We start from the raw sequence: 19,115 nt of genomic DNA on the forward strand, positions 1-19,115 counted from the left end.
ATCTTAGTCGTAGCTGGCGTATAGGATATTTACCCCAAGAGGCCTGTCGCCGCAAATTTTACGCGCATTATCGATAACGGCTTTTAGCCCCGCGCGCGAGTAAAAATTTCCGCTACCGTATGGCTTGGCGTTTAGCTCTTTGGTGATGTATTTTCGCCCTTCGTAGTAGCCCGTTCCCACAGAGCTTATGACGCCTAGGCCGCCTTCTAGGCTGACGTTTCCGGCGAGCCTATCCCAGCTGATGCCAAGCCCCATTCCGCCTTGGATTATGGGGTGGGCTATCTCGTATTTTCCGATTTTTACCGACATCACGTTACCTTTAATTTCGCAAATTTTCGCTTGCCTACCTGCAAGATATATTCGCCCGCTTCTAGCTTTAACTGCTCGTCGCTTAGCTTTTTTTGGTTTATACTGACGGCGTTTGCGGCGATATCGCGGCGGGCCTGCGAGTTTGAACTAGCTAGTCCGCACGCAGTTAGAGCCTCCACTACCCAAACGCCCGCTTTTAGCTCAAATTCGGCTATTTCGGTAGGGATTTGATTTTGCGAGTGCACGCGGTCAAATTCGGCCTTTGCCTCTTTTGCCGCCGCTTCGCCGTTATATCTAGCCGTGATTTCTAGCGCGAGAGCCTCTTTTACGGCTTTTGGGTGAGCTTTGCCGCTAGCTACGTCTGATTTTAAATTTGCGATTTCCTCGGTGCTTTTCTCGCTTAAAAGCTCGTACCAACGCCACATCAGCTCGTCGCTGATACTTAGCGTCTTAGCAAACATATCATTTGGCGAGTCGGTTACGCCGATATAGTTTCCTAGGCTCTTGCTCATTTTATTTACACCGTCAAGCCCCTCTAAAAGCGGCATCATGATGACGGCTTGTTCTTTGCCGACGTTATAAACCCGCTGCAAGGTTCGTCCCATCAGAAGGTTAAATTTCTGATCCGTGCCGCCCATTTCGATATCGCATTTCATCGCGACGCTATCGTAACCCTGCAAAAGCGGATACAAAAACTCGCTGATAGATATCGGACTGCCCGCGTTTAGACGCTTTTCAAAGTCGTCGCGCTCAAGCATCCTAGCCACGGGAAAGGTGCTGGTTAGCTCCACGATACCCGTAGCCCCCAGCTCGTTACACCATTTTGAGTTAAACATTATGCGCGTTTTACTCGGATCTAAAATTTTAAACACCTGCTCCTCGTTTTTCTTAACGGTATCCGCATCAAGCTTTTTTCTAGTCGCCGATTTGCCGCTAGGATCGCCGATTTGCCCGGTAAAGTCGCCTATCAAAAACTGCACTATCGCGCCGTGCTTTTGTAAAAAAGCCATCTTTTGAAGCACCACAGAGTGTCCTAGGTGCAAATCCGGAGCCGTCGGATCAAAACCTGCTTTAACGTAGAAATTTTCGCCTTTTTCGTAGTAGTTTTTTACTAAATTTTCTATGCGCTCCTCGTCTATCATCTCGGCGACGCCTTTTTTTATCTCGCTCATTATTTTGCTCAAATTTTCGCCCATTTTCTCTCCTAAATTTATTAATGTCCGTATGCGTCGTCAAGCGACACGAAGTCAATGATCTTGTAGCGATCTTTTAGCCGCTCTTTTATTTCGTTTACGTTTAAATTTTCGCCAAGCTCGATCGTTAGCTCAAAAAGATCGGCCGTAGCCTCTCTGGTTTCAGTAAGGCTGATCGTTACGAGGTCGATTTGCATTTTTGCCATAAAAGTTAAAAACTCGGCTAGCGACCCGCGTCTGTTTTCAAGGCTCAAAATAATCTTAAATCTATGCGGAGCTATCTTCGTCCATTTGACGAAAATCATCTCGTTTTTCTCCTCTGCCAGCTTCATAAATCGTTCGCAAAGCTTGTGATGAACGGTAACGTGATGGTAGTTTCTAAAGCCCACGATATCGTCGCCGCGCTTTGGATTGCAACAATAATCAAACTCTACGCTATTTATTTTGTGATTCGAGTAGATCACGATATTTTCAAATTTTTGCTTTTTTACGTTATATTTATCCGTTAGCGCAATGGCAAACGGGCGGTCTTTTTTTACGTATTTTTTTAGCGCGTTTACGATGTCTTGTAAGTAAACCGAGTCAAATGCGGCCTTAAAAATTTTCTTGGTTAAATTTTCGCTATCCACCCACTGCGATATAGTTTCGGAAGGAACGCCGAAAATCCCGCTTAAAATCTCAAGCGCAACCATGTTATTTATATCTCTTATCTTTTGCTTGCAGTATGAGCGTATCGTAGCTCTAGCCTTGCCCGTTTTTACGCTACTTAGCCACGAACAACGGTATTTTGGCTCATCGCCCGTTACTATGCTCACTATGTCGCCGTTTTTTAGCTCCGTTAGTAGCGGCACTCGCATACGGTTTACGTAGGCCTCTTTTGCGTATAGTCCTACTTGCGTATGTATCTCATAAGCATAATCAAGCGCGGTCGCGCCGCGAGGAAGCGTAAATATATCTCCCTTTGGCGAATAAACCGCGACGTCTTCTACATAGAGGCTATCTTTTGCGTATTCGTAGAGCTCCTCTGGATTTTCGTTCGCCTCTTCTATGCCGTTTTCTATGCCGCTGATGTCGCTTAGCCAGTCGAGTTTCGGGTTTAAAAAACCGCCGCTTTTATATTTCCAGTGCGCCGCAACGCCGTACTCTGCGGTTTTATGCATATCAAAGGTACGAATTTGCACCTCAAAGATGCTTTTGTTATCAAATATCGTCGTATGTATGGTTTGGTAACCGTTTTGCTTAGGAAGCGCGATATAGTCTTTAAAACGCGAGATTAGAGGATTAAAATTTATATGTAAATTTCCAAGTACCAAATAGCAATCCTGCGGCTCTTTAACCAGCACGCGAGCAGCTAGCAGATCAAGCACCTCTTCTATAGAGATGCCTTTTCGCTGCATTTTTAGATAGATAGAGTAGTGATGCTTGACGCGCTTTTGTATCTCAAAGTCTGTTTCGCTAAAGCCGTTTTCAAGCAAAATTTGAAAAATTTTATCGGTAAACGCGTTTAGCTTTAGTACGAGCTGTTGCTTATGCTCGTTTAGATAGTCGTCTATTTTTTTGTATTCTTCGGGTAAAGCGTATTTAAAACTAAGATCGTCAAGTACGTTCTTTATGGACGAGATACCTAATCTATGCGCGATAGGAGCATAAACCATAAGCGTCTCTTCGGCGATTCGCTTTTGCTTTTCGGGGCGCAATGCCTCTAACGTTAGCATATTATGCAGTCTATCGCAAAGCTTCACCACGAGCACCCTTACGTCCTCGATCGATATAAGCAGCATCTTACGAAAGGTCATGGCTGACGCCGCCAGGCGTTCGTTTGACTCCGAGCTAGCTAGCTTATCCTCTCTGATGGCTACGATTTTAGTTAGTCCTTCGACTAGCTTTGCTACCTCTTCGCCAAAGTCTTCACGCACACTTTCTATCGATCTATCCGTATCCTCGACCACGTCGTGCAGCAAGGCGGCTATAATCATATCCTCATCCCCGCCCATATGCGCTACGATGCAGGCTACTAGGATAGGGTGTATCGCGTAGGGTTCGCCGCTTTTTCTAAACTGTCCGGCATGAGAGATGACGCAGCACTCGACGGCGCGCTCTAAATTCGGAGTAAAGCACACTAGCGAGCCGAGTAGCGCACGCGCCTGCGATACGTCTTTGCATGCAAGTACGTCGTCTATTAGCTGCTCTAGTAAAAACCCGCTATTTGGCTGCTTCAACTATGCCCTCTAAAGCTATTTTGCCCTCGGCTATCTCGCGCAGGGCGATATCGGCAAATTTCATCTTGCTAACGTCGATATCAAGCAGGCTTTTTGCTCCGCCGGCTAGCGCCTCGGCTCTTTTGGCTACGACTAGAGCGAGCTTATATCTATCGTCTCCGACGAGTTTTAAAGCTCTTGCCGCTACTTCTTCAGATCTCATTTATTCTCCTTAAATTTAATTTCTCACGACGGAGCAAAACGCGCTCTCGTCGCATTGTATGATTTTAAGCAAATTCCCGTCTTTAAACATATTACAGACTAAGATCGGTAGCGAGTTATCTTTGGCTAGCGCTATGGCCGTATCATCCATCACTTTGATATCGTCGCTCATAGCAAGCTCGTAGTTTAGCTCTTTTAGCAGCGTCGCATCGTCGAATTTATTCGGGTCTTTATCGTAAACGCCGTCTACTTTCGTAGCTTTGATGATCATATCAGAATCAATCTCGATAGCGCGCAGAGTCGCAGCCGTATCGGTAGTAAAAAACGGATTTCCCGTACCTGCGGCAAATATCACCACGCGACCTTTTTCAAGGTGCCTGTTTGCGCGTCCTACGATAAAGGTTTCGCAGATAGCCTCCATCTTTATCGCGCTTTGTACGCGTACGTCTAGGCCTACGCTCTCTAGCGCCTCTCTCATAGCAATAGAGTTTATCACAGTAGCTAGCATGCCCATGTGATCGCCGCTAGTGCGCTTTATGATGCCGTCTCTAGCGGCGCTAACTCCTCGTATGATGTTGCCTCCGCCGATAACGATACCCACTTGGATACCGTTTTCTACTAGCTCTTTTATCTGTTTTGCGATAAATTTAAGCACAGCGTTATCTATGCCAAACCCGCTATCTCCGGCTAACGCCTCGCCCGAAAATTTAACTAAAATTCGCTTCTTTTTCTCCATTTTTCATCTCCTTAAAATTTCGCGATTTTAACTAATTTTGCTTTAAATTTTGCTAATCCGCCCGAAAAACGGCTATTTTAAGCCGATTATCTCAAGCGGATCTATATGATAGTTTTTTTGCGTAACTTCAAAGGTGAGGTCTCGCTGGACGCGGCCGATGACGTAGCCTTTTTGCACTTTAGCGCCCACTTTTACGGTAGGAGCGATCTGGCTAAGGTGCGCGTAGATCGTGTGGATGCCGTTTGGATTTTCGATAATTACGACTTTATCTAGCATCGCGGTTTCTTTAGCGAAGACCACTTTACCGTTAAATACGCTTTTTACCTTCGCGTCCGGCGAATTTGCGCTTAGCACGACCGATTCGTTAAAAATTTTGATGTTATAGATAGGGTCTACATAGTTGCCGAATTTTTGCTTGACCGTAAAACCGTCAAGCGGCGCGATCGTTTTTTCTCCGCTATATTTTTTCACGAGACTAGTTTGATAGCTCGAGCCAAACTGCTTCACGTCGCCCTCAGACGCGCTCACGCCGGCCTCTCCTTTTTTATCTTTTTTATTTTTTTGAGCTTTGGCTTCGGCTGCTTTTTGCGCTGCTAGAGCTTTTTTGGCCTCCTCGCTCTCCCTTTTTGCGACGATTTTTAGCTCTTCTAGCGTCTTTCTGATCTCGTCTTGTTGGGCTTGCAGGCGCGAGAGCTGCTTTTGATAAATTTCTTTATCACGCTTTAAATTTGCCAGCGTTTTCATCTGCTTATCTTGCAGGGAAACGAGTTCGGCTTGCTTGAATTTAAAATTTTTTAAATTTGATTTTATGCCTTCTATCTTATCGTTTTGCGTTTTTATCAAATTTTGCGTACTTTCATACTGCTTGGCAAGCGCGTTGAAGTCGTCTTTTAGCACAGAATTTAACTTACTTAGTATTTCCGTGGCGATGATGCTATCTTCGCCCTCGGCGTATTCTTTAGGCATTATAAGATCAAACGAAAACTCGTCTGATATGATACGCACGATACTTTTTTGGATATCTTTTTGACTTTGGGTTAAATTTTTATTTTGATTTACCAGCTCGTCAAGCTCGTTGCCCGCGCTTTTAGCGCTATTTTCCAGCTGCGCTATTTGCATGATGAGCTCTTTCATCTTATCATCGGTTTGTTTAACGCTTTTTTCGCCGCCTATGATGTCGCCGGCTAGGTCGTCTAATTTTTTATTCAGCTGTTTTTCAAGGTCTTTTGAGGACTCAAGATAAGTCGTTTGGTTTCTGATTTTTTCGTTAGTATTAGCCAAAAGCGCGCAAAAAGCCGCTAGCAAAAGCAAGGCGACTCTCATATACCCGTTCTACTCTTTCGCATAACGGTATAAACGGCTAGAAAACTAAGCGTCAAAGAGACTAAAAGCAGCATCGCTCCGTCATAAAACGCATCGATTGCGGGAAAATTTATATTTAACCCGCTCGCAGCGTCTTTTACGGGCTGAAAATCAGGCAAAAACGCGTAAAAAACAACCGTAAAAACGGTTGCTATAAACGAATCAAACAGCGCTGTTTTGTATAGCGCGCCCGATTTTAGCCACGAAGGAGCGCCAAGTAGCGTCATGATCTCGATACGTTCCTTATGCTCGTAAAGCCAAATTCGCATCTGCTTTAAGATAAGCATAAGGCCGATGAGTCCGATGAGGCAGGAAAATATCGCCGAAATATTTTTAACGAGCTGTAAAATTTTATAGACCTTATCGTGCGTTTTAGAAAACGTCTCTACCCTGCTCACGCCCGCGATTTTTGCTATTTTATCTTTGATTTCGCTCATATATTGCGTACTTGGGAAGGCATTTAGCCTAAGCGAGTAAAATTTAGGCAAAGCCTCTTGCAAAACGGCGATATTTTTAGCCGAGATATCCTTTGATAGCTTTTCTAATACTGATTTTGAGCTAAGAGGCTCAAGCGACTCAAACGTATAAACAAGCGGCTTTACGTCGGTAGCGTTTAGTTCGTTTTGACTCACGATGATGATGGTATAGTCTTTGTTCATCATATTTTCGTATTCGCTAAGGGCGCGATTTGCCGACAAGATAAACTCTATACCCGCAAGCAAGGCTACGAGCGGGATGATAACGCTAAGGTGATTTTTAAAGGATTTCATATATGCGTCCGTTTTCTATAACCAGATGTCTATAAGGCACTCTTAGCGAGACCGGTATGTGGTGCGTAACTACGACGATACAAGTGCCAAGATACTCTTTTGCCGATCGCAAAAGTCCCCAAATAACGTCGCTTGAGTATTCATCTAGGCTACCAGTCGGCTCGTCGCAAAGCAGTAAATTCGGATTATGCGCCAAAGCCCTAGCCATCGCGGCCCGCTGCTGTTCTCCACCGCTTAGCTCGTTTGGAAATTTATCGGCTCTATGGAGCAAATTTACGTGCTTTAAGAGCTTTGTCGCCTGATTTTTACAGACGCTTGCGCTTAGACCTTTTATCATCAACGGCAACATCACGTTTTTTTCGATATTCCACTCGCTTATCAAGCGATAATTTTGAAAAACCACGCCGATTCGTTGCCTTAGTTTGTCTAAATTTTGCTGAGTTATATCCGTCATATCCATCAAACAAACGCTCAAAGAACCCGCGCTTGGCTTCATCTGACCGTAAAAAGACTTTAAAAGCGTGGATTTACCGCTACCGCTTTGCCCCGTGATAAAAACGAAATCATCGGAATAAATGTCGAATTTAGCGTCCGTTATTAGATTTTGCTCGTTCTCGTACCCTAGGCACAGTCCGCTTGCGCTAATTATTTTTTGCATCCGCTAAATACTCCTTAAACGCAAGATGCGCCTTTAAATTTTCAGCCGTAACGAGCGGCTTTTTTATAAAATATTTCGCACCTTTTTCGCCGAGCAAGACGTAGCAATGCTCGGGCGCGTTAAATGCGCCAAACGCCGCGCGAATTAAAATTTCGCCGCCCTCTTTTTCGTATTTTTCCTCTAAATGCAAGAAAAAATCATCCTCTTTTATCGTTTGGTTGCTAAATTTAGCCGAGATTTTGCTCGCGTCGTAGCCGTTTTCAAATTTTAGCTCGCCTTGGCTGGCTCTTGGTTCGCTTTGCTTTTCGCAGGTAAAGATAACGTCGTAAATATCTTTTTGATGCCTTTTCCAGCGGTCTTCGTATTTGCTGCTTACTTTTAGGTCACGATTTTTATAAATTTGCACGTCGGCATCGCTTAGATCTAAAATTTGCGCCAAAGTAAAGTCCGCATACTCGCGGCTATCGGTTCGCAGCTCAAATTTGCCGCCCGCTTTTAGCGTCCGCTCGCACTCTAGGGCAAATTTCGCCGAGGCCACGCGCCTATGAGGAGCGTCGTCCCAAGGTACGGGAAAATGCAAGAAAATCTTATCTATAAAATTTGACTCCACAAGCGACAAAAGCAGTCTCGCGTCGCAGTTTACGAGCATGACGTTGTTTAGATTTCGCACTTTTGCCAGCTTTGCAACCTGCTCGAGCGAGGGCTTGTAGACTTCAATGCCGATAACTAGGGTATTTGGGTTATTTTCAGCCTGAAATAGCAAATGCCTGCCCGAGCCAAATCCTATCTCGATAAATTTGCTCTCAAATTCGCTCTGTTTTAAATTTTCCAGCAGCTCGCTCACATCAAAGATCGCCGAGTCTTTTTGCGTGAGGTGCGTGTTTTTTACCGCGATTGCTTCGCTTAAAATTTGATCGCAGTAAAGCTCTTTAAATTTAACCAAAGCATTTTGCAAAAGCCCTATTTTGGCAGGCTTCGTTAGCTTTTCGCCCTTTACGACCCAGTCGTTTTCGCGCTTTTTTAGCGTGATAAAAAACTCCTCGCTAGAGCTTTTTGTATAAACGAGACTAACGCCTTGCCTGCCGCGAGCCTCCCACAAAAAGCTTATCTCGCCGCAATCTTTTGGCGTAAAATTTACGTTTTTAGCTATAAAATTGGGCATTATTCGACGGTTATCTCGGCTTTTGCAGAAGCGTCGGAGCTTATGCCGTATTCATCTACGGCGATCACTTTATAGCTGTATTTTTGCCCGTAAGCAACGCCGTTATCGACAAATTCGTTGCCGGTTATATTTGTAAATTTCTGCTCGCTTCCGCCGCCGTCTCTTATAACGGTATAGCTTCTGGACTTATCTGTGGCGTTCCACGTGAGTTTAACCGCCGTACTGTCGGCCACGATAGATGATACGACCGGAGCGTCGATAGCCCCCAGCGTCATACCGATGATAGGCTCGCTAGGTTTTTTAGACTCTAGGCCGTCTTTATCGACGATGGTGATTTTATAGTATCTAGTCGCGCCGTTTTCGTTTATGAGATCCTCGTAGCTATTAGACGTAGTTTTGACAAGGTAGGTGTAGGGCATAAATTTGCTTGACGCGCTGTAAATTTTATAGTAGGCAAAGTCGTCGCTAGCCACGCTATCCCACGTCAAAATAATCTTTTTAGGCGCATTTTGAGTTGCCTGAGCGTTTACGACCTCGTTTGGTAGCTGCTTTGTTGTAGAGTCTACGATCTCGCTCGGTTTTGAGATCGTGCCGCTAGTGGTTTTTACGAAAACTCTATATTTGTAGCTTTTGCCAGACTTTACGTCGTCATCGATATACTCGGCGTTTAGTCTGCCTTTTACCTCGGCGATTTGCCTCCAGTTTTCTTTATTTATATCCGCTTTTTCGATGACGTAAGACGCCGTGCGAAGATCAGGATGCGGTCTCCAGATGAGCTTCACGCGCTCGGGTAAATTCGTAAGCGCTCTAACAAAAGGCACCGAGTCCATAAGAGGCTTGGTTGTCGCGCTAACGATGATGCCTTGACCTGAGACTTGCTTGCTTTCGTTATACGTCCTCATCTCGTACGAGTATGTCGTCTCTGGAGCTAAATTTGCGTCCACGTAGTGGCTGGCAAAGCGGTCTTTTATGTCGGCTACGACCTTCATTTTGCCGTTATTTTCGTTTGGATTTGAGCGGTATAGATAGTAGCCCGCGACGTTTGCGGTCGGAGTCGGCGTCCACTCAAAGCCTACTTCGGTCATATCGCTTATGGTTTTTAGGCTCTGGACGGTCGGTAAATTCGCATTTACTTGCGCGGGACCGCTAGATGATACGCATCCACTCATCACAACGGCTAAAGAGCTCGCTAAGCCCCATAAAATCAATCTTTTCATCTATATTCTCCTTGCTAAATTTGCTAAGTAAAATTTCACTAAAATCATCCCAGACGGGCGCTACAAAGCTCATCTGCCCGCCCGTGTGCGGATGCGTAAAATACAGCCCGTAGGCGTGAAGCATCACTCGGCCGATTTTATCCTTTTCGCTCTTAAAACCGTATAAAGCATCGCCCAAAATATGGCGGTTTAGGCTAGCTAGATGTACTCTTATCTGATGAGTTCTACCCGTAAAAAGCTTTGCCGCGATCAAATTTACGCCCGCGTTTTTACTCTGCACGGGGGCGTCAAATTCGCTAAAAAGCAAATTCGCAAAGGCGCTTTTTGCCGCGCGGCCGTCCGAGACGATCGCCTTTTTTAGGCGGTTAGCTGGATTTCGTCCGATAGCTCGTTCGACGATGCAGTTTTGCTTGAGCGGCAAATCGGTTAGCGCTAGATAAATGCGCCCCATACTTTTGTTGCTTAACTGGCTTGAAAGCGCGGCGTGAGCCGCGTTATTTTTAGCTACGACGATAGCTCCGCTAGTGCCTTTATCTAGCCTGTGCACGATACCAGCCCTGCTTTGTCCGCTTAAATTTGACAGCAAAAATCCCTTCGCCCCGAGCCAATCCACAAGCGTAGGCTCCTTGACGCTGGGAGCTGGATGGACGACTAAATTTGCCGGTTTATTTAGCACGAGCAAATCCTCGTCCTCGTAAATGATCGGCACTTCAAATTCCGCTTCAAATTTAACCCTATCAGGCTCGCTTTGCTCAAATTTTATCCTCAAAACGTCGCCTAAATTTAGCTTTGCGGAGGGCTTAGTTAGCGGCTTGCCGTTTAGGCTAACCAGCCCGCTTTTTATCAAATTTAGCGCTTGGTTTCTAGCGACGTTTAGCTCGGCCGCTAAAAACGCGTCCGCCCTCGCCTGCGCATCCTCTAAAATTTTGATCTCTTTTTCCGTCATTTTTAGATTTGTTTCCTTTAAAATGCTATAATCGCTCAAAAAAGGCAAATTTTTGATAAGACTCGATAGGCGAATTTTAACCCATTTTTACTTCGTTCAGCCGTTTTTGATACTTCCTATTATTATTTTATCATACATTTTGGTTTCTGAGGCAAATTCTATCCTAGCCGGCAAACAGCTTGTATATTTCGGCGTCGGTCTAGCGGCGTTTTTATTTTTCTTTTTACTTCCCATTCGCAAGATCGCCTGGCTCATACCGCTATTTTACTGGATTTGCGTCGTGCTGCTTATTTGCGTCGATCTTTTTGGCGCAAGCAAACTGGGCGCAAAAAGATGGCTTGAGTTTCCTTTTATCCACTTTACGCTTCAGCCCTCAGAGATCATGAAACCGGCGCTTCTTTTGATGCTAGGCTACCTCATAAAACAGCACCCGCCAGGCGAAGAGGGGTACGGGCTTAAAGATTTTGGACGGCTTAGCCTTTATATCCTTTTGCCTTTCGTGCTGATTTTAAAAGAGCCTGATTTAGGCACCGCTTTGATACTGCTCATCGTGGGCTACGCCGTGCTTTTTATCATCGGGGTAAATAAAAAAATCTGGTTTGCGATATTTGCGGGAGTTTTGCTCGCCGCCCCCTTGATTTACGAAAATTTGCACGATTATCAAAAAAAGCGCATTACCGATTTTTTAAGCGAGGAGTCTAACTACCACGTACGCCAAAGCATCATCGCTATCGGCAGCGGCGGACTAAAGGGCAAACCAAAAGACGAAGCTACGCAGACGCATTTTAAATTTTTGCCCATTTCCACTAGCGATTTTATTTTCGCATATACGATCGAGCGATACGGATTTTACGGCGGGCTTGCGCTACTTAGCTTTTACGGCGCGCTGATAGCTCATCTGCTCAGCCTAAACTACGGGCTAAAGGATGATTATTTCACCCAGACCATGACGTCTGGGATCGGGATACTCCTGTTTATCTACGTTAGCGTAAATATTATGATGACGATAGGATTTGCGCCGGTGGTGGGCATCCCGCTGCCGTTTTACAGCTACGGCGGCAGTAGCTTCGTTACTTTTATGTGCCTTTTTGGGATTTTGCAAAATTTGCTCGCATTTCGCTTTGATCCGACCTATAGGCTGGTTAAATTTAAAATTTAACCGACGTATTTTATCTTTGCGGCGCGGCGGCCTTAAGCGCCGTGCAAACGCTCTAAGAGCCGTTTTCATCCTATGTTCTGCGGTTAAAGACGAGATTTTAAAGCGCAAACGGTAGGCAAATTTGACCCACGGACTCTTGCCTACAAGGCGGCTTACAAAAGCATAGCCGTAGCCTTTACTCCATAGTAAATTTTACCAGCCTCGGTTTTAGTCAAATTTAGCATTTTTATCGCTTGCGGTTTTAGCTGACGCTAACGCCGAATTTCGCCCGCGCCCTTTGCAGATCCTCCTCGCAGTCGATACCGATACTGTCGCTTTGCACTTCGAGCATGAGGATTTTCTCGCCGTTTGATAGAGCGCGCAGTTGCTCGAGCTTTTCGGTATTTTCTAGGCTTGAGGGCGCAAATGAGCAAAATCTTTTTAAATTTGCCGCGCCATAGCCGTAAATGCCCAGATGCGCCTTGTATGCGTCAAACGCAGCGCGGTCGAACGGGATGCGCGAGCGCGAGAAATAAAGCGCGTAGCCCGCGTCGTCAGTCACGACCTTGACCAGGTTTTTATCGTCCGCTAGCTCGCTACCGACAAATTTAAAACACGAAAACATAAATGCTCTCTCCGCGTTTTTCTCGCAAAATTCTCTAAATTTTACGATATTTTCAGGTTCGATAAATGGCTCATCGGCCTGCACGTTTATGATGATTTCGCTATCTTTGACGCCGAGTATTCCCGCTGCTTCGTTGATGCGGTCGGTTCCGCTTTGATGCGCCAGGCTCGTCATCACGGCTTTAAAGCCGAATTTTTGCGCGATCTGCGCTACGCCCTCGTCGTCTGCAGCGATCACGACCTCGTCAGCCGCGCTCACCCTGCGCGCCGTAGCGACAAACATCGGCACGCCGTTTATTTCGCGTAAAATTTTATTAGGCATTCGCGTCGAAGCGAGCCTTGCAGGGATGATAATCATCGCTCGATCCAAGCTAAAATTTTAGCTTCTATATCGCTTTTTGCGGCGATTTCGTTATGCACGGCGACTTTTGCAAATAGCGATCTTATAGCACCTGGCACTTCGTCGTTAAACTCCACCGCCAAGGCCTCAAGCCCGCTTTTTTCGTTTTTTAGAGTTTCGTTTTTTAGCGCTTTAAACATACTCGGAGCAAATTTGACCCAGTGCGCGGTCGACGTTATCACGGCCGGGCGCGTTAAATTTACCGCCGCTTTAAAGCAAGTGGCCGTATGCGGATCGACGGCGACGCCTTTTGCCGCCCACTCTTTTATAAATTTCTCGCACTCCTCATCGCTGCAAAAATCAGCGTCAAAGTCCTCTTTTAGCGCGCAAAGCTCGCTGTTTGAAAGCTCATAAAAGCCATCGCTCGCGAGACTATCCATCAGCTCTTTGGTTCTCACGGCGCCAAATTTATCAAAAAGCAGCCTCTCGACGTTTGAAGAAACGAGGATATCCATCGCGGGACTGATCGTTTTAACCAAACTTTTGCCGCGCAAATCGTATCGCCCCTGCGTGAAAAACTCGGTCAGGATGTTGTTTGCGTTTGAGACGATTTTGATTTTACCGATTTTTGCGCCCATTTTTTTAGCGTAGTATGCACCCAGAGCGTTACCGAAGTTACCGCTAGGCACGACGATGTCAAATTCGCCTTTTAGCTCGCCCGTTTTTAGTAGATAGACATGAGCGTAAACGTGATAGATGATCTGAAATAAAATTCGGCCGAAATTTACCGAATTTGCCGCCGAGAGCGAGAGTCCGGCAGCGCTTAGACGCTCTTTAAATTTATCGCTAGCCAGCAGACTTTTTAGCGCGCGCTGCGCATCGTCAAAGTTGCCCTCGATGCCGATTACTTTGAGATTTGCAGCATCTGCGTTGATCATTTGTAGGCGCTGCACCTCGCTTGTGCCGTCTTTTGGGTAGAGGCAGACGACTTTGACGCCTGGCGCGTCCGCGAACGTCTCTAGCGTCGCAGGTCCCGTGTCGCCGCTAGTCGCGCACATTATGAGGTATTTTTCGCCTCTTTTTGCGGCTAGCTCGCTAAGCAGCGCGCCAAACGGCTGTAGTGCCATATCCTTAAACGCGCGCGTAGGCCCGTGATAAAGCTCGTTTACGTAGAGGTTTTCGCCGATTTTTCGCACTTGCACGGGATTTTGCGGATCATCAAATCTCTCATACCGCTTTACCGCCCTCTCAAACATCGCCGCATCCGCGTCAAATTCGAATTTCTCTATGATTTTTAGCGCGATTTGCGCGTAGGTTAAATTTACCGCCTCAGCAAAAAATTTATCATCCAGCCGCGGTAGCTGCGTCGGCGCGTATAGCCCGCCGTGAGCGGAGCTGGGACTCAGCAGCGCCTGGCTAAATTCTACGCTTTTTAGGCTCTCGCCCTCGCTTGCTCTAGTTTGAAATAACTTCATTTACTTTCCTTTTTTATCCATTTTTTGTATTTTTTGCTAGCTTTATCGGCCTTAAAAGCCACAATCTCTGGCAGATCGTAGTCGTGATGTTTCTTTATAAATTTAGCGACTTTTTTAAATTTAACCGCGGTTTTTATGAGCAAAACCCGCTCCTTTTCGTCCTTTATCTCGCCGTCCCAAAAATAAACGCTATTTGCCTTAAAAACGCTGACGCAAGCGGCAAATTTAGCTTTTACGAGCTTTTTGGCTAGAGTTTTAGCCGCGGCCTTATCGGCGCAAGAAGTTAGTACTAATTTCATTTAAAGCGTCCCAAAATTTTTAGGAGATTATAGAATTTTCTCTTTGATAATTCGTTTAAATTTATCCGCCAGCGTCGTTTTTAGCGCGATGACGGAGAGCGGCAAGCCAAATTCCTCCATCTTTACGGCGTCTTTTCGCGTGACCAAAAGCGAGGTCGCGCCGTAGCGCCCTAGTATACTCGCTAGCTCATCCCGCGAAAACGCGTAGTGATCGGGGTAAATTTCGCGCCCGGCGCAAAGGCTAAAATAAGGCTCCAAGCGCTGCGGATTTGCGATAGCGGTGACCAAAACCATCTTTGGCGTCGGGTTTAAAATTTCGCTCTCGCGAGTAAAATCCTCGCCCTCTTTTACGACGTAGTCGGCTTTGGCGTAAAATTTGCTCGGGTAGCGATACGCGCCGCTAGGCAGGACGAAATCAAAATAAGGCTTTGCGGAGGGGCGGATTAGGACGTTAAATTTTTTGATGTGAAATTTGCCGAAGCCGTCATCGAGCAGCACGTACTTTGCACCTAAATTTAGGGCTTCTTTTATCGCGATGTCGCGGTTTTCGCTCACGATGACGTTTGCGTTTTTTACGCTTTTTGCGTACTCCATCGCCTCGTCGCCGCTAGCCGCGACGCCCACCAAAATTTCGCCCGAGATAGCGACCTTGACGAGTCCGCTTGAAGCTCTGCCGTAGCCTCGCAAAATGACGAAGCCGCCCTCAAATTCGTTTAAGATAGCAATACCAAGCGGCGTCTTTCCGCTACCGCCTAGGGTTAAATTTCCGATGCTGATAACCGGTATGCCAAAATCTAAAGCTTTGCTAAATTTAGCCTTTAAAATCACGCCGATGCAGTAAAGCGCACTTAATGGCAAAAGCGCTATAGCCAGGCACTTTTGCCATAAATTCGGAGCGTAAAAATACTCCTGCGCGAAGGCGTAAATTTGACGCTTAAGCACGAGTTCTGGCTATCTCTAGCATAGTCTCGCACACACGGTGCGCCTCCTCGTCGCTAAGCGCGTTATAAACCGGAAGCGAAAGTACCTGCTGATACGTTCTTAGCGCGTTAGGAAAAGAATTTACCTTAAGCGAATATTTGCTTTTATAGTAGCTTAAAAGATGCATAGGCTTATAGTGAAGCGCCGTGTGGATGCCGCGCTCTAGCAGCTCTTTGGCAAACCCGTCGCGATTTTTATCGATTTTGATTATGTACTGGATATATATGTGATCGCGTTTTTTGATAGGAAGCGAGACGTGCGGGCAGTCTGCTAGCGCCTCGTCGTATAGCGCGGCGATAGCGCGGCGGCGCTGGATAAATTTATCGTTTTTTTCAAACTGAGCCATCGAGTATGCGGCGCAAAGTCCGGTTAGATCGTATTTTACTCCGATATCCACGACGTCGTAGATATAGCCTAGGTTGCCGTCTTTATCTATGCCGCCTTTTACGATGGCGTAGTTGCGTAGCAGCCTAGCGCGCTCTGCGATGGCGTCGTCGTTAGTGAGCATAAATCCCGCCGTCGCGATTGGATTAGTCATTTGCGAATGCATATTAAAGCAAGAGACAAGCGAGCGCTTATCAGAGCCGATTTTGACGCCGTTATACGTTAGTCCTATCGACTTTCCTGCATCGATTAGCACTTTTATTTCGTATTCGTTAGCGATGTCGTATATCTCGTCCATATCGGCAGCCTGCCCGCCTACATGATTTACGAATATTCCTTTTAGCTTTTTGTGATTGTGGATTTTTAGCGTATTTCTTAGAGACTCGGCGTTCATATTAAAGTCGTCTTCGTTTATATCGACAAATATCGGCTCGGCGTCAAAATGCCTAATCGCCTGAGCGACGCTAGGGGTCGAGTTTACCGAGCAGATGATCTTATCGCCGCGTTTTAGATCCATCGAACAAAGCGCCAGATGATGCGCCGCGCTGTTGTTATTCGTCGTTATGGCGTGCTTGACGCCAAAATACTCCTGCAGCTCGCTCTCAAATCTTCCCACGATCGCCGAACCGTGGTCTTTTAGCGCCTCTTTGATGAGATTTATCTCCGTATCGTCGATAGACGGTCTAAAAAACGCTATTTCTTCCATTCTGACCTCCTTATTTTTATTTTTTACCTTATTCTTGTTTTTAATATCGACCGACTTTAGCGCGAGCTTTTATGATTTTACGCTCATTTAAATCAGCCCCTTATGTTTTTCCGCTCGCATCAAACGACGCGTCCAAGCCGCCAAACTAGCACTTGCCGCCGCGAGATTAAATCAAACTCGCGAGCAAATTTAATCTGCGCGCGCTCGCAGCCGCAAGCCGGCATTTTCTCGTTTTAGGGCGTTTTACCGTTTATATAGCAAAAAGTCTCAGCTAAATTTACGCGCTAAAACCGGTAAATTTAGCTCAAATTTCACTCGTCCTCTAAACTGGCGATAGGTGGCAACGAGAGTTTAAATTTATTCGCTCTCATCCTTGAAAATATAGTCGCGACGAGCTTTGGATTAAATTCTTGCGCCAGTTCGGCCTCGCTTTTACTCTGCACCAAACGCAAAACTTCATCTAGCCGCTCGTAGCTATAGCCTATGTCGGCCTCGTCGCTTTGCCCTTCCCAAAGATCGGCGGACGGGGCTTTTGCGATGATTTTTTCATCTATGCCAAGCTCGCGCGCCAGCTCGTAAATCTCGGTTTTAAAGAGCTCGCCGATCGGGTTTAGCGCGCACGCCGTATCGCCGTAGATCGTACCGTATCCAAGAAGGCGCTCGCTTTTGTTGCTAGTGCCCACGACTAGCGCGCCTATCTTTGCCGAATAATCATATAGCAGGCACATCCTCGCCCTTGCGCTTAGATTTCCCATACGCAAATTTGACGGCGGCTCGCCGATTTGCGCGGTAAAGCTATCTAAAATCGGCTGAATTTCGATGATTTTATGCGTTATTTTTAGATCTTTGCAAAGCTTTAGCGCGTCGTTTAAATTTTGCTCGTTTGAGTACTTCGTCGGCATCAAAAGCGCATGCGTTTCAATGCCCGTGCGCGCGCAAAGAGCGGCCACGACGGCAGAGTCTATGCCGCCGCTAACGCCCAGGACAAATCCTTTTGCGCCGCTTTTTTTAAGGTAGCTCGTCAAAAATTCTACGATTTTCTCGCCAATCTTCGCCCAATCTCTCATCGTCTCCGCCGTCAAATTTAACTTTTTTCTTAATTATACATTTATAATTATAAATTTAACTTTTAAGCTTAAAAAATATACAATCTATTTTAATTAAAATTGACAAAAGGACTAGCTTGAAAATTTTATCAAAACCATGCGGCGATTATCAAACTAATTGCTACGTAATATCCAAAAATGGGCGCGAAATCATCATTGACGCGGGACAAAATTCGTTTAATTACGTTTGCGAGATTTCACACGCTCCACTCACAATACTAAACACGCACGGACACTTTGACCATATTTTTAACTGCGCCTGCTTAAAAAATTTTTTTAATATTTCTGCGCATATTCATAATAACGACGCCTTTATGCTAAAAAACGACGTTTGGGGCGCGGGATACGAGACGACCGACGAGGCTATCTGCGTAGGCGGAGCGAAATTTGAGGACGTTAAATTTAACATAGAAGACTTTGAGATCGAGTTTATGCATTTTCCGGGACATACGCCGGGATGCTGTATGGTGCGCGTGGACGACGTTATTTTTAGCGGAGATTTTTTGTTTAGAGGCTCAATCGGGCGCTATGATTTTTTGTTTTCAAACGCCGAAGATATGCGCCAAAGCCTGCTAAAATGCAAAAAAATGCAGGGGGATTTTACGCTGTATCCCGGACACGGCGAAAAAACGACGCTAAAAGCCGAGCAGGCAAATTTGGACTTTTGGTTAAAGCGGATAGACGGACGGTTTTAGATTTTTATCAAAATGTTCACTGCGCTAAGGCGGCTTTTGCGGCTCGGTTAAATCAACCAAAATGCGCCAAGAGTAAAATTTGGCGACAAGGCAAAAGGGCGTAATTTTTAATATACGGCTTAGCGCCACTGCTTAAGCTTAGCTTTAGCTTTTTGCCCTCGCCCGGCTTATGCACCTTAAATTTGGCGTGCTTAAATTTATCGCAGACGGAGCGCGCAATATCCAAGACTTTAGGCGAATTTACCCTACTTTGCGGCCGAAAATTAATACCCCATTTCAAAAATATCAGATAAAATCTAAAAATTTCGCCGTCAAAAAATAAAACTCAAAAACGGCGCTTTTAAAACGGTCTAGGCGGCATTTGCGTCGCCCGTGCAGACCTGCTCGTAGCTAGGATGCGGCGCCTTTTGGTTTGCGTAGCCCGCGCAATCGCTAACCGCCTACTCGTAAGCTAAACGTTTTACCAAGCATTTTTGCTCATTGCGGCTTAAATTTTTGATTAAATTTGATTCGGGCAAATTTGATAATTTTGCATTTTGCTCGCCGAGACCTGCACCTTGAAAATGCTAAATTTATCATCAAACACTAGATTTT

Annotated in this window: 18 protein-coding genes and 1 pseudogene; 2 read left to right on the top strand and 17 right to left on the bottom strand. The window is 45.8% G+C overall.

Annotation, left to right across the window (positions count from 1 at the left end; all coding sequences use genetic code 11):
• Positions 1–6 precede the first annotated feature (6 nt).
• The 11 genes and pseudogenes from RYL88_RS05255 to RYL88_RS05305 form a co-directional block, all read right to left on the bottom strand.
• Positions 7–309, bottom strand: a pseudogene (locus RYL88_RS05255) (nitronate monooxygenase); the annotation flags it as partial.
• Positions 309–1,505 carry a tyrosine--tRNA ligase gene (gene tyrS / locus RYL88_RS05260; protein WP_314989540.1) on the bottom strand — a complete coding sequence of 399 codons (1,197 nt, stop codon included), beginning with the start codon at positions 1,503–1,505 and terminating at the stop codon, positions 309–311. The pseudogene RYL88_RS05255 and the gene tyrS, both read right to left, overlap by 1 nt.
• 17 nt (positions 1,506–1,522) lie before the next feature.
• Positions 1,523–3,721, bottom strand: coding sequence for a RelA/SpoT family protein (locus RYL88_RS05265; protein ID WP_314989542.1), 2,199 nt, complete (start codon positions 3,719–3,721; stop codon positions 1,523–1,525).
• A complete protein-coding gene (locus tag RYL88_RS05270; protein ID WP_295142509.1) occupies positions 3,705–3,923 on the bottom strand; it encodes a DNA-directed RNA polymerase subunit omega in 219 nt (72 codons plus the stop codon). The genes RYL88_RS05265 and RYL88_RS05270 overlap by 17 nt, the downstream gene beginning before the upstream one ends.
• Before the next feature lie 15 nt (positions 3,924–3,938).
• Positions 3,939–4,658 carry a UMP kinase gene (gene pyrH / locus RYL88_RS05275; RefSeq protein ID WP_314989544.1) on the bottom strand — a complete coding sequence of 240 codons (720 nt, stop codon included), beginning with the start codon at positions 4,656–4,658 and terminating at the stop codon, positions 3,939–3,941.
• Positions 4,659–4,730: 72 nt separating this feature from the next.
• Positions 4,731–5,981 (bottom strand): peptidoglycan DD-metalloendopeptidase family protein, encoded by a 1,251-nt coding sequence (locus RYL88_RS05280; RefSeq protein ID WP_314989545.1) that lies wholly within the window; start codon positions 5,979–5,981, stop codon positions 4,731–4,733.
• Complete coding sequence (locus tag RYL88_RS05285; protein ID WP_295142501.1) at positions 5,978–6,790, bottom strand: FtsX-like permease family protein; 813 nt, start codon at positions 6,788–6,790, stop codon at positions 5,978–5,980. Before RYL88_RS05285 ends, RYL88_RS05280 begins: the two co-directional genes overlap by 4 nt.
• Positions 6,777–7,448, bottom strand: coding sequence for an ABC transporter ATP-binding protein (locus tag RYL88_RS05290; RefSeq protein ID WP_314989548.1), 672 nt, complete (start codon positions 7,446–7,448; stop codon positions 6,777–6,779). Before RYL88_RS05290 ends, RYL88_RS05285 begins: the two co-directional genes overlap by 14 nt.
• Entirely contained in the window at positions 7,432–8,610 is a 1,179-nt protein-coding gene (gene trmB / locus RYL88_RS05295) for a tRNA (guanosine(46)-N7)-methyltransferase TrmB (protein WP_314989550.1), read from the bottom strand. The genes RYL88_RS05290 and trmB overlap by 17 nt, the downstream gene beginning before the upstream one ends.
• The gene (locus tag RYL88_RS05300; protein WP_314989552.1) at positions 8,610–9,827 is read right to left on the bottom strand and encodes a hypothetical protein; all 1,218 of its coding nucleotides are present in this window, start codon (positions 9,825–9,827) and stop codon (positions 8,610–8,612) included. The genes trmB and RYL88_RS05300 overlap by 1 nt, the downstream gene beginning before the upstream one ends.
• The gene (locus RYL88_RS05305; RefSeq protein ID WP_314989554.1) at positions 9,757–10,773 is read right to left on the bottom strand and encodes an RluA family pseudouridine synthase; all 1,017 of its coding nucleotides are present in this window, start codon (positions 10,771–10,773) and stop codon (positions 9,757–9,759) included. Before RYL88_RS05305 ends, RYL88_RS05300 begins: the two co-directional genes overlap by 71 nt.
• A gap of 52 nt (positions 10,774–10,825) precedes the next feature.
• Between RYL88_RS05305 and RYL88_RS05310 the strand changes: the two genes are divergently transcribed.
• Entirely contained in the window at positions 10,826–11,932 is a 1,107-nt protein-coding gene (locus tag RYL88_RS05310; RefSeq protein ID WP_314989556.1) for an FtsW/RodA/SpoVE family cell cycle protein, read from the top strand.
• A 241-nt stretch (positions 11,933–12,173) separates the two neighbouring features.
• On the opposite strand, the gene kdsB is transcribed toward RYL88_RS05310, so the two are convergent.
• The 6 genes from kdsB to RYL88_RS05340 all read right to left on the bottom strand — a co-directional run bounded on the left by kdsB (position 12,174) and on the right by RYL88_RS05340 (position 17,787).
• Positions 12,174–12,893: a 3-deoxy-manno-octulosonate cytidylyltransferase gene (kdsB, locus tag RYL88_RS05315; protein ID WP_314989558.1), complete on the bottom strand. Its 720-nt coding sequence runs from the start codon at positions 12,891–12,893 to the stop codon at positions 12,174–12,176.
• Positions 12,890–14,350 carry a threonine synthase gene (thrC, locus tag RYL88_RS05320; RefSeq protein WP_314989560.1) on the bottom strand — a complete coding sequence of 487 codons (1,461 nt, stop codon included), beginning with the start codon at positions 14,348–14,350 and terminating at the stop codon, positions 12,890–12,892. The genes kdsB and thrC overlap by 4 nt, the downstream gene beginning before the upstream one ends.
• Complete coding sequence (cutA, locus tag RYL88_RS05325; protein ID WP_314989562.1) at positions 14,347–14,649, bottom strand: divalent cation tolerance protein CutA; 303 nt, start codon at positions 14,647–14,649, stop codon at positions 14,347–14,349. The genes thrC and cutA overlap by 4 nt, the downstream gene beginning before the upstream one ends.
• A gap of 27 nt (positions 14,650–14,676) precedes the next feature.
• Complete coding sequence (locus RYL88_RS05330) at positions 14,677–15,591, bottom strand: tetraacyldisaccharide 4'-kinase (protein ID WP_314989564.1); 915 nt, start codon at positions 15,589–15,591, stop codon at positions 14,677–14,679.
• Entirely contained in the window at positions 15,584–16,720 is a 1,137-nt protein-coding gene (locus tag RYL88_RS05335; protein ID WP_314989566.1) for a DegT/DnrJ/EryC1/StrS aminotransferase family protein, read from the bottom strand. The genes RYL88_RS05330 and RYL88_RS05335 overlap by 8 nt, the downstream gene beginning before the upstream one ends.
• Positions 16,721–17,031: 311 nt before the next feature.
• On the bottom strand, positions 17,032–17,787 hold the full coding sequence (locus tag RYL88_RS05340; RefSeq protein WP_314989568.1) for an NAD+ synthase: 756 nt from the start codon (positions 17,785–17,787) through the stop codon (positions 17,032–17,034).
• Positions 17,788–17,903: 116 nt separating this feature from the next.
• Here RYL88_RS05340 and RYL88_RS05345 point away from each other — a divergent pair, with 116 nt between their 5' ends.
• Positions 17,904–18,521, top strand: a complete 618-nt coding sequence (locus RYL88_RS05345; protein WP_314989570.1) for an MBL fold metallo-hydrolase — start codon at positions 17,904–17,906, stop codon at positions 18,519–18,521.
• Positions 18,522–19,115: the final 594 nt, after the last annotated feature.

It is taken from the genome of uncultured Campylobacter sp. (assembly GCF_963517995.1).
Classification (GTDB): domain Bacteria; phylum Campylobacterota; class Campylobacteria; order Campylobacterales; family Campylobacteraceae; genus Campylobacter_A.

Bases quoted from the DNA above. Each gene is read 5' to 3' on its own strand.
- tyrS (WP_314989540.1), bottom strand. From the start codon at position 1,505: ATGGGCGAAAATTTGAGCAAAATAATGAGCGAGATAAAAAAAGGCGTC.
- RYL88_RS05270 (WP_295142509.1), bottom strand. From the start codon at position 3,923: ATGAGATCTGAAGAAGTAGCGGCAAGAGCTTTAAAACTCGTCGGAGAC.
- pyrH (WP_314989544.1), bottom strand. From the start codon at position 4,658: ATGGAGAAAAAGAAGCGAATTTTAGTTAAATTTTCGGGCGAGGCGTTA.
- RYL88_RS05280 (WP_314989545.1), bottom strand. From the start codon at position 5,981: ATGAGAGTCGCCTTGCTTTTGCTAGCGGCTTTTTGCGCGCTTTTGGCT.
- RYL88_RS05285 (WP_295142501.1), bottom strand. From the start codon at position 6,790: ATGAAATCCTTTAAAAATCACCTTAGCGTTATCATCCCGCTCGTAGCC.
- RYL88_RS05290 (WP_314989548.1), bottom strand. From the start codon at position 7,448: ATGCAAAAAATAATTAGCGCAAGCGGACTGTGCCTAGGGTACGAGAAC.
- trmB (WP_314989550.1), bottom strand. From the start codon at position 8,610: ATGCCCAATTTTATAGCTAAAAACGTAAATTTTACGCCAAAAGATTGC.
- RYL88_RS05300 (WP_314989552.1), bottom strand. From the start codon at position 9,827: ATGAAAAGATTGATTTTATGGGGCTTAGCGAGCTCTTTAGCCGTTGTG.
- RYL88_RS05305 (WP_314989554.1), bottom strand. From the start codon at position 10,773: ATGACGGAAAAAGAGATCAAAATTTTAGAGGATGCGCAGGCGAGGGCG.
- kdsB (WP_314989558.1), bottom strand. From the start codon at position 12,893: ATGATTATCATCCCTGCAAGGCTCGCTTCGACGCGAATGCCTAATAAA.
- thrC (WP_314989560.1), bottom strand. From the start codon at position 14,350: ATGAAGTTATTTCAAACTAGAGCAAGCGAGGGCGAGAGCCTAAAAAGC.
- cutA (WP_314989562.1), bottom strand. From the start codon at position 14,649: ATGAAATTAGTACTAACTTCTTGCGCCGATAAGGCCGCGGCTAAAACT.
- RYL88_RS05335 (WP_314989566.1), bottom strand. From the start codon at position 16,720: ATGGAAGAAATAGCGTTTTTTAGACCGTCTATCGACGATACGGAGATA.
- RYL88_RS05340 (WP_314989568.1), bottom strand. From the start codon at position 17,787: ATGAGAGATTGGGCGAAGATTGGCGAGAAAATCGTAGAATTTTTGACG.